This window comes from Pseudomonas nitroreducens (assembly GCF_024170165.1).
GTDB lineage: Bacteria > Pseudomonadota > Gammaproteobacteria > Pseudomonadales > Pseudomonadaceae > Pseudomonas > Pseudomonas nitroreducens_C.
This window is the reverse complement of sequence record NZ_JALJXP010000014.1, coordinates 173,583-182,983: the sequence shown is the minus strand read 5'-3', so window position 1 is coordinate 182,983 and position 9,401 is coordinate 173,583. Positions and strand designations below refer to the sequence as shown.

Sequence of the window (9,401 nt, the reverse complement as noted above, 5' to 3'; positions counted from 1 at the left end):
AAAACCGGATGTCCGGGGCAAGCCTTTTGGTTACTTTTTGGGGGGCGGCCTTCCGTCGTTTGGAAAAGTAACTCGCCCGAGGGGGCGAAACACGAGGTTTGCGCGCACGCCGAAGCGGCGCAGAACACCTGAATGGAAAGCCCACAAGAGCCGAAGCGACGGAGCTGACCTGCAGGAGCGCCCCTTGGGCGCGATCGCGGGCATAGCCCGCTCCTACAGGAAAGCACCGAGCGCACCGATGAGACAAAAAAAGCCCGCGCACCATGGAAGGTGCGAGGGCTGCGCTGTGGAGGAAGAGAGCGATCAGGGAATCACGAACCCCACCTCGATATTGCCGCGAGTAGCCTTGGAATACGGGCAGATCTGGTGAGCCTCGTCGACCAGCTTCGCCTTGTCGTCCGCGTCCAGGCCTGGCAGGTGCACGGTGAGCAGGGCGGCCAGGGCGAAGCCGCCGTCGGCGGTGTTGCCCAGGGAGACTTCGGCATCCACCGCCACATCGGCTGGCAGGCGCACGTTCAGCTTCTGTCCGGCGCGACGCAGAGCGCCGATGAAGCAGGCGGACCAGCCGATGGCGAACAGCTGTTCGGGGTTGCTGCCGGGACGGCCGGAACCGGGTGGGCTCAGGGGCAGGTCCAGCTCACCATCGGTGGACCGGCCACGGCCATCACGGCCGCCGGTGGTGTGGGTGTGGGCGGTGTAGATCACGGTTGCCAGGGTGTCGGTCATGACGTTTCTCCTTCAGGGGCGAGCCAATGGGGGACGACGTGGGGTGGTGCAGTTCGGGCGGGTGCCGAGCACCACGCCTTGTTCTTTAAGGCTGCGCAGCAGGGCAATGCCCTGCCCTTCGATGGCGGCCGGTTCGACGCCAGCGATTTCCGCCAGCGCCTTGAGATGCTGGCGCCCGCTGAGCTGCCACTGTTGCAGCGACACCAGCAGAGCATGGGCCAACGGGGCCAGGCGCGAGAAGTACACCTTCAGGTCGGTATCCCGGCGCGCCAGCAGCAGCGTCGGTTCAGCCGGCGCCTGTTGCGGCAGGTATCCGGGGCCGATGTGGCTGACCGGCCAGGCATAGGCCAGCGGTGCGGCGAGCGCGGACAGCAGCGGCACGCCATCGAGCAGGTCACCGTCCGGGTCGTGGGCCGGCTCGCTGTTGTCACTGAGCAGCAGTGTGGTTTCGATGAATTCGTAGTGCGCCAGTTCGGCGACCCAGCCGGGCTGCTCGGTGCGGCCGTCCAGGTAGTCGACGAACTCGCCAGCCACCTCGGTGAACAAGGGTGTCTGGCAGTGGAAGCCGGCGTAGAAGTCCTCCGTCAGCGCCTGCCACTGTTCGCTTGGCAGGCTGGCGTGCAGCACCGGGAAGTTGCCGGCGAGCAGCGCTTGCAGGTTGCCGAAGAACAGTTGCCGGTATACCGCCAGGCGCCGGGCCTCGATGCCGGGCGGCGGCTCGTTGGCCTGCGGGTCACGGATGTAACGGGTCATGCGCAACTGCTGCTCGCGCAGGGACTCAGCCATGACGCACCTCCGCCTGGCGCACGGCCGCTTGCAGGTTGCGGATGGTGGCCACCTCGCCGAGCAACTCGGCCAGCGGCGGCAGGTTGAAGTCGCGCTCCAACAGGGTCGGCACGCTGCCCAGGTGCTGGTAGGCGCTGGCCAGCAGGCCCCAGACATCGTCCTTCACCGCAGCGCCATGGGTGTCGATCTTCAGGTCCGGCGCTTCGTCGTAGTGGCCGGCGACATGCAGGCAGACCACACGCTCGGCCGGCACGCGGGCGAGGAAGCCGGCGGCGTCATAGCCATGGTTGTGGGCGTTGACGTAGAGGTTGTTGACGTCCAGCAGCAGGTCGCAGTCGGCCTCGGCGAGCACGGCGCGAAGGAAATCGATCTCGCTCAGCGCCTGGTAGGGCGCGGCGTAGTAGGAGATGTTTTCCACGGCGATACGGCGGCCGAGGATGTCCTGCACTTCACGGATGCGACTGGCGATATGACGCACGGCTTCGTCGGTGAAGGGCATGGGAATCAGGTCGTAGAGATGGCCCTCGTCGGAGCAGTAGCTCAGGTGTTCGCTGAACAACGGGACGTTGTGCTGATCGAGGAACTCGCGGACGCGACCGAGGAACACCTGGTCCAGCGGCTCCGGTCCGCCCAGGGACAACGACAGGCCATGGCAGGACAGCGGGAAGCGCTCGGCCAGGCGGGCCAGCCCTTCGCCGTAGGTGCCGCCGACGCCGATCCAGTTGTCCGGTGCGACTTCGAGGAAGTCCACGGCGCGGTCTTCCAGGGTCAGCAGGTCGGGCAGCATGGCGCGGCGCAAGCCGAGGCCGGCTCCCTGCAGGGGTGCGGTGGTGGTCATGACGGTCTCCTTGGCGAAGTGCCCTCCCCGGCCAACGGCGCGGGGAGGTGGTCGGCGGCGCTCAGTTCTTCGCCTGGCTCAGCTTGCTGTAGAGGTCGGACGGGAACGGCTTGCCGTTGCTGTCGAACTGGTTCTTGCGGAACTGGTAGACCTCGGCCTCGGAGAGGTAGCCGTCGTGGTTGCCGTCGATGGCGTCGAACTCCGCGCCAGCCTTGGGCGCCACGGCCAGCAGCTCGGCGCGGGAGACGCGCCCGTCGTGGTCGGCATCGGTGCGGGCGAAGGAGGCATCGCCGCACTTGCCTTCACCGCACTTGCCCTCGGCGCCGGTAGCCTTGGCCTGGGCGCCATCGGCACCGCATTTGCCTTCGCCGCACTTGCCTTCGCCCTGGGTCGCCTTGGCTTTGGCTTCCTTGGCGGCGCCGCACTTGCCCTCGCCACACTTGCCCTCCCCGGCCTTGGCGGCGGATGCCAGCTGGTAGCCCTGCGGCAGGGCTTCGACGGCGAAAGCGGAGGACGCCATGTTCAGGCCGCCGGCCAGCGCGATAGCGATCAGGCCCAGTTGAGTCTTCGAGGTACGAGTCATGGTACTTCTCCAGATGCTGTGGCGCTTGCTGCGCCGAGTCATGCCGCAAGGGCGAATCCCTGGAACGAGGCACTGGAGGTTTCCCAGCCGTTGCGCCCTGTCGTTCGGGTAGGGCTATTTCGCCGCAGTGATGTATCGCGGACGTATCGGCGTCTGGAGGCTTTTGTATGCGTGTGTCCGCTCAGGGAGCGGTGGATACAAAGGAATACATTCGGGCGGGTTTGGAGCGGGGACTGTTCGCGAGCAAGCTCGCTCCTACGAACAGCAACATGGCGCGGGCCTGCAGGAGCGAGGGGGACGCCTGGCGCTTGCTCGCGAACCAGAGGCGCGCTCAGGTCGAAGAAGCGGAACACATAAAGAAAGGGCCGCAAAGCGGCCCGATCCTGCAGAACGGGGAGATCAGCTCGATCGCTTGGCTGCGATGGCGGTGACTTCCACCTTCATGCCTTCCACCGCCAGCTCGGAGATACCGACGGCGGCGCGCACCGGGTAGGGCTTGGCGAAGAAGCTGCAGTACACCTCATTGAACGCGGCGCGGTCGGCCATGCTGGTGAGGTAGATGGTCAGGTGCAGGACGTGGTCCAGGCCGCTGCCGGCCTTTTCCAGGGCCAGCTGCAGGCTGCGCAGGGTCGCGATGCTCTGGGCCTTGATGTCGCCCAGTTCCAGGCTGCCGTCCTCGAGGGTGGGGATCTGCGTGGAAACCAGCAGGCCGCCGAAACCGGCGACGTCGGAGGAGATGGATTCGGGGTCCGCGTCGGGGATGAAGGTAGGCGTCATGGGACAAATCTCTGCTGTCGGTGAATGGGGCACGTCGCCGCACCGGGTGCGGCGGCCGGGTCGCGCAGCTTAGCCGCATCGCCCCGTCGCGCGCCATGTCACCGTGCCCGCAGCCCCCGGAAACAGTGACATTGCTTATATACGCGGAACTTCCGAACAGGTTATGTCAATTGGACCAATGTCAGGATTATTACAGTTTGAGACATAGACCTTTTCATAATCCGTGATTTAAACGGCGAACTCTTTCGGCATTATGACGTCGGCTCTTCCGCGTCTGGAGCAATTCGCGGAAGAAAGCAAAGCCAGTTAACTGCAACAATGCCAACGCAACTTCCTGCGATTTTCCGCCGTGGTCAAGCCACGTTCGGATTCATTGTGCCTGCCTATAAAAACGTCCGGTTCTCACGCACTTCACTGAGCCGGTCCTCCAAGACTCTAGGGGCAATATCCATGAAGCACCTCAAACGCAGCGCCATCGTGCTCGCTGTTTCCGCCGCCGCCAGCCAGTTCGCCAGCGCCGAACCCTTCGTCACCGATCAGGCCGATGCCAAGGGTTTCGTCGAGGACGCCAAGTTCGACGTCCTGCTGCGCAACTACTACTACGACCACGACGGCAAGAACGGCCGCGCCGATAACCGCGACTGGACCCAGGGCTTCCTGGCGAACTTCTCCTCGGGCTACACCCAGGGCACCGTCGGTTTCGGCGTGGACGCCTTCGGCTACCTGGGCATCAAGCTCGACGCCGGCCGTGGCCGTGCGGGCACCGGCAACCTGCCGGTCGGCAACGACGGCAAGCCGGACGACGACTACGGCAAGGCCGGTGGCGCGCTGAAAGTGCGCATCTCCAAGACCGAGCTGAAATTCGGCGACATGCAACCGACCGCTCCGGTGTTCGCTGCCGGCGGCACCCGCCTGATCCCGCAGACCGCTTCGGGCTTCAACCTGTTCAGCAGCGAAATCGAAGGCCTGGACCTGGAAGCCGGTCACTTCACCTCCGGCACCAGCCCGGTCACCACCGCCCGCGACGGCGGCCTGTGGGCGGCCTATGCCGGCGTGGAGACCAGCGACGTCGACTTCCTCGGCGGCAAGTACGCGATCAACGACAACCTGAGCGTTTCGCTGTACGGCTCCGAGTTCAAGGACATCTGGCGCCAGTACTACGGCAACGTGAACTGGGTGCTGCCGGTCGCCGACGAGCAGTCGCTGGCGTTCGACTTCAACATCTACCGCACCAACGACGAAGGCCAGGCCAAGGCCGGCGAGATCAGCAACACCACCTGGTCGCTGGCAGCCGCCTACTCCTTCCTGCAGGCGCACACCGTCACCCTGGCCTACCAGAAGGTCCACGGCGACACCCCGTTCGACTACGTCGGCTTCGGCGACGACGGCGATGGCGCCACCGGTGACTCGGTATTCCTCGCCAACTCCGTGCAGTACTCCGACTTCAACGGTCCGGGCGAGCGCTCCTGGCAGGCCCGCTACGACCTGGCGATGGACACCTACGGCGTGCCGGGCCTGAGCTTCATGGCCCGTTACATCAACGGTACCGGCATCGACGGCAGCCACGCCGACGCCGACGGCAGCTACGCCGGCATGTACGGCGAAGACGGCAGCCACCACGAGACCGACCTGGAAGCCAAGTACGTGATCCAGGAAGGTGCGGCGAAGGACCTTTCCTTCCGCGTCCGTCAGGCCTTCCACCGCGCCAATGCCGACCAGGGTGAAGCCGACAACAACGAGCTGCGCCTGATCGTCGAATACCCGCTGTCGATCCTGTAATTCAGCACGACTGTCCGGCTGATTTACTCTCAGGGGAAACTTTCTGATTCATCTGAAAGTTTCTCCTGACTCCGGGCGAGATTATTACGCCCATGCAGAAAGTCTCTTCCCGGAATGACGGTTTATTCCATCGCTGCAACTTTCTAGAATTATCCCATCTTCCCGCTTCCGCACTTTCCCTGCGGAAGACAACTCCTGACGTTGATATTGTGATTGCTCCTTCGACGTCCTTCGAGCCGCTCCTCTGGAGCGGCTTTTTTTATGCCCGGCAGTGATCGCTCAACGATTGACCTGAACAAAAATTGAGCGAACCGCCGCGCGCAGCGGTCCAACTCTCCGACGCCGCGGTAATCCCACCCGCGAACCCTGGAGGCACCTCACCATGAGCGCAATGACCCTCGAAGGCTGGTGCAAGACCACCGCCGAGCAGAAGCCCACGCCGCTGGAAGACATCCGCTTCTACCTGACCGCCGACGACCGCCTGCACCTGGAACAGGCCGAGGTCTACCTGCAGGAAAACGGCCAGCGGGAAATGATGGTCGATGCCGACCTCGATACCCTCGACCTGCATATGCCCGAAGGCTACGGGCCGCTGGCCGACTGCATGTTCCGCGTGTACCTGGGCGGCGCCGAGCAGCGCGGCCAGTTCCACCTGGTCGGCCACCGCGCCAGTGATGGCAGCCTGATCTACACCAACGCCGTGCTGATCGACCAACTGATCAACTGATGCCCTGCCCGCCCACCGAGGAGCCGGTGGGCGGGTGCGTTCGTCGCTCTTGTCGCAGGTGGAGATTGTGGGCGCTCACCCGGCCGTGATTTCATAAAGCCACCTGCGTCCGCCTGCCGCATGCGCGGCGCGGAGCACAATCCAGAATCACGCCCATCCTCCGTTGAAGAAGCTGCTATCGGATGCGAACTTCCAGTAGTCCTGGGGTAAAGGAGTGCGGGCAATACGACGGCCTGCTGCGTCTCGCTCGCCAGGCGAGCGGCGATTGCGCCGTCCTGCTCATCGACATGCGCGGCCAGTTGCTCGGCCAGCTGGGCATCGACAATGCCGGCGCCCTCTCGCTGGCCACCGTGCTATCCCTCGAATCCACGTCCAGCCCCCTGCACCTCCAGGGCGGCAACCTGCACCTGCTGGCCAGCGAAACGCTGCGCGACGAGGAAGGTTTCCCCCAGGCCCGGTTACTGCTGCTGGACAAAGGCGACAGAACACTCAGCCCGGAACAGCAGACGCTGCTGGCAGACGTGCTGGCCCTGGGTGAAGCGCTGTTCGAACGCATTCGCGCGCCACACAAGGAAAGCGAACGGCGCATGGCCCTGGCCGTGGACGGCAGCGGCACCGGTATCTGGGACCGCCACGTGCCCACCGGGCAGATCCACTACTCCAGCGCCTGGAAATCCCTGCTGGGCTACGCCGACGACGAGATCGGCAGCTGCATCGATGACGCCTACACCCGCGTGCACCCCGACGACCTCGCTTACGTGCAGACCACCATGCGCGAGCACTTCGACGGCCACACCGAGTCCTACGAAGTGGAACACCGCCTGCAGCACAAGGACGGCCACTACCTCTGGGTGTCCAGCCGCGGCAAGGTGGTGGAGCGCGACGCCGCCGGCAACGCCCTGCGCATGCTCGGCACCACCACCGACATCACCGCCCTGCGCGAGGTCGCGGAAAAACTGCGCGATAGCGTGCAGTTGCTGACCGACCTGACCAACGAAATCCCCGGCATGGTCTTCCAGTTCCGCCGTCTGCCCGACGGCACGGGCACCTTCCCCTATGTCAGCGCCGGCGTGCTGGACATCTACGGCGTGCGGCCCGACGAAGTCCGCAGTGACTCCAGCTTCCTGCGCCAGGTGATCCACCCGGAGGACCTGGAGAACTGCCTGGCGTCCCTGGAGAACTCCGCCACCCAGATGCAACCCTGGCGCCATGAGTACCGCGTGGTGATTCCCGAGCGCGGCGTGTTCTGGCGGCAAGGCAATGCGCACCCCAAGCGGATGGAAGACGGCAGCCTGATCTGGCACGGCTTCATCACCGACATCACCGAGCGCAAGCGCATCGAGGCCGAGCTGCAACTGCTGGCGACCACCGACTACCTGACCCAGCTACCCAACCGCGGCCACTTCATGCACCTGATCGAGGCCGAACTGGGCCGCGTGCAGCGCAACATGGAGCACAGCGCGGCGATCCTGATGTGCGACATCGACCACTTCAAGGCAATCAACGACCGCTGGGGCCATGCCGTGGGCGACGAGGCGCTGCGCCACTTCGCCGGCATCCTCGGACGGGCCATCCGCCGCGTCGACTTCGCCGGCCGGATGGGCGGCGAGGAATTCGCCGTGGTGCTGGGCGATGCCGACCTGGGCAGCGCCGAGGTCTTCGCCCAGCGCCTGCAGCAGCAGCTCGCCGACCAGCCTCTGATGCAGGGCGGCCAGCGCATCCCGCTGACCATCAGCATCGGCGTGGCGATCCTGGAGGCCGCCGACAATTCCGCTGAAGCGGCCCTCTCGCGCAGCGACAGCGCCCTTTACCGGGCCAAGCAGAACGGCCGCAACCGCGTCGAGTGCCACTGACGGCAAACCCGCAGGGCAGAGCGCGCCGCCCGGCGCGCCTGTGGATGATCCCGAACAGCGCCATGAAAAAATGTGCAGAATTTTTCACCATTAGCGCCACGCGTTTTAAATAATGGACTTTTCAGCATGTCCGGTTATTTAAAAAATCCCTTCAAAAACAGATAGTTAAAATAATTGTCCGACAAGATTTCGGCCATTATTTTTGACGCCCTCCGTCGAATTCGTTTGACATATTTAACGGCTCTGGCAGGCTGGTAGGCAGGTTTCGACCGGGAAACTTCGCCTTCTGTGCGCTCCCGGCAGTGCTCGGGGCCTCAGGTAGCGCGCCTTTCCGCTGCGCGCCTGCACAAAAACGATGGGCTGCAGCTCGTCCAAAGGTGACATATGTCCAACAGCAACATTGGCAACAAGAAACAGACCATCCGCAAACCCGTCGTCCTGATGTCCATGGGCAGCCAAGAGCGCAAAGGCCATGACTATCAGGTAATGACCCACAAGTACATCGTGCCCCTGGTTGAACAGTCCGATTGCGTGCCGGTACTGGTACCGACCTGCTGCGGCATCGAAGACCTCGAGCAGTACCTGGACATGGCCGACGGCGTGTACCTGACCGGCGCCGGCAGCAACATCGATCCGACCCTGTATGGCCAGGAGAACCAGACTCCCGGCAAGGGCCAGGACAAGGACCGCGACAATTTCGACATTCCGCTGATCAAGGCCGCCCTCGCGCGTGGCCTGCCGATCTTCGGCATCTGCCGCGGCATGCAGGAAATCAACGTGGCCCTGGGCGGCGATATCTACCAGAAGGTCTACGCCGAGCCTGGCTTCAACGACCATCGCGAAAATCCCGAAGACCCGGTCGACGTGCAGTACAGCCCGGCCCACGGCGTTCGCCCGGTCCAGGGCAGCTGGCTGCAGAAGCTGCTGGGTGACGAGTTCCGCGTCAACTCGCTGCATGGCCAGGGCCTGAAGAACCTGGGCAAGGGCATCGAAGCCATCGCCCACGCCGAAGACGGCCTGGTCGAGGCGATCCATGCCCCGACTCTCTCGCCCTTCCTCTTCGCGGTGCAGTGGCACCCGGAGTGGCAGGCGGCGAAGAACCCCGATTCGGTGAAGATCTTCCAGGCGTTCGGCGATGCTTGCCGCGCGCAGGTGAAGAAGAAGCAGGCTCGCGCACTCGCTGCCTGATTCGCTTCCCGCGTCATGAAAGAGCCCGGCCTTGTGCCGGGCTTTTTCGTTTCAGCTTTTCGTAGCAGCGAGCTTGCTCGCTCCTACGAAAAGCCCCGTCATTCGCGCTGCGAATGGCGCACCCTGCACGCCCTTGAGAGCACC

General features: G+C 64.3%; 9 protein-coding genes. 4 read left to right on the top strand and 5 right to left on the bottom strand.

All coding sequences use genetic code 11. The features are described from left to right. Positions 1-303: 303 nt before the first annotated feature. From J2T47_RS24710 to J2T47_RS24690, 5 genes are all read right to left on the bottom strand, one after another. Complete coding sequence (locus J2T47_RS24710) at positions 304-726, bottom strand: organic hydroperoxide resistance protein (protein WP_253452732.1); 423 nt, start codon at positions 724-726, stop codon at positions 304-306. Between the two features lie 12 nt (positions 727-738). Next, the gene (locus tag J2T47_RS24705; protein WP_253452730.1) at positions 739-1,512 is read right to left on the bottom strand and encodes an HvfC family RiPP maturation protein; all 774 of its coding nucleotides are present in this window, start codon (positions 1,510-1,512) and stop codon (positions 739-741) included. Next, positions 1,505-2,350 carry an HvfB family MNIO-type RiPP peptide maturase gene (locus J2T47_RS24700; RefSeq protein WP_253452728.1) on the bottom strand — a complete coding sequence of 282 codons (846 nt, stop codon included), beginning with the start codon at positions 2,348-2,350 and terminating at the stop codon, positions 1,505-1,507. The genes J2T47_RS24705 and J2T47_RS24700 overlap by 8 nt, the downstream gene beginning before the upstream one ends. 61 nt (positions 2,351-2,411) lie before the next feature. Continuing rightward, positions 2,412-2,933 (bottom strand): HvfA family oxazolone/thioamide-modified RiPP metallophore, encoded by a 522-nt coding sequence (locus tag J2T47_RS24695; RefSeq protein WP_253452727.1) that lies wholly within the window; start codon positions 2,931-2,933, stop codon positions 2,412-2,414. Between the two features lie 399 nt (positions 2,934-3,332). Beyond that, complete coding sequence (locus J2T47_RS24690) at positions 3,333-3,710, bottom strand: RidA family protein (RefSeq protein WP_253452725.1); 378 nt, start codon at positions 3,708-3,710, stop codon at positions 3,333-3,335. Positions 3,711-4,160: 450 nt separating this feature from the next. Here J2T47_RS24690 and J2T47_RS24685 point away from each other — a divergent pair, with 450 nt between their 5' ends. From J2T47_RS24685 to J2T47_RS24670, 4 genes are all read left to right on the top strand, one after another. Further along, positions 4,161-5,489 carry an OprD family porin gene (locus J2T47_RS24685; protein ID WP_253452723.1) on the top strand — a complete coding sequence of 443 codons (1,329 nt, stop codon included), beginning with the start codon at positions 4,161-4,163 and terminating at the stop codon, positions 5,487-5,489. Positions 5,490-5,871: 382 nt separating this feature from the next. Further along, positions 5,872-6,216 (top strand): hypothetical protein, encoded by a 345-nt coding sequence (locus tag J2T47_RS24680; protein ID WP_045209703.1) that lies wholly within the window; start codon positions 5,872-5,874, stop codon positions 6,214-6,216. 182 nt (positions 6,217-6,398) lie between these two features. After that, entirely contained in the window at positions 6,399-8,069 is a 1,671-nt protein-coding gene (locus J2T47_RS24675) for a sensor domain-containing diguanylate cyclase (protein WP_253452721.1), read from the top strand. A gap of 384 nt (positions 8,070-8,453) precedes the next feature. Further along, positions 8,454-9,257 (top strand): gamma-glutamyl-gamma-aminobutyrate hydrolase family protein, encoded by an 804-nt coding sequence (locus J2T47_RS24670; protein ID WP_253452719.1) that lies wholly within the window; start codon positions 8,454-8,456, stop codon positions 9,255-9,257. The last annotated feature ends 144 nt before the right edge of the window (positions 9,258-9,401 follow it).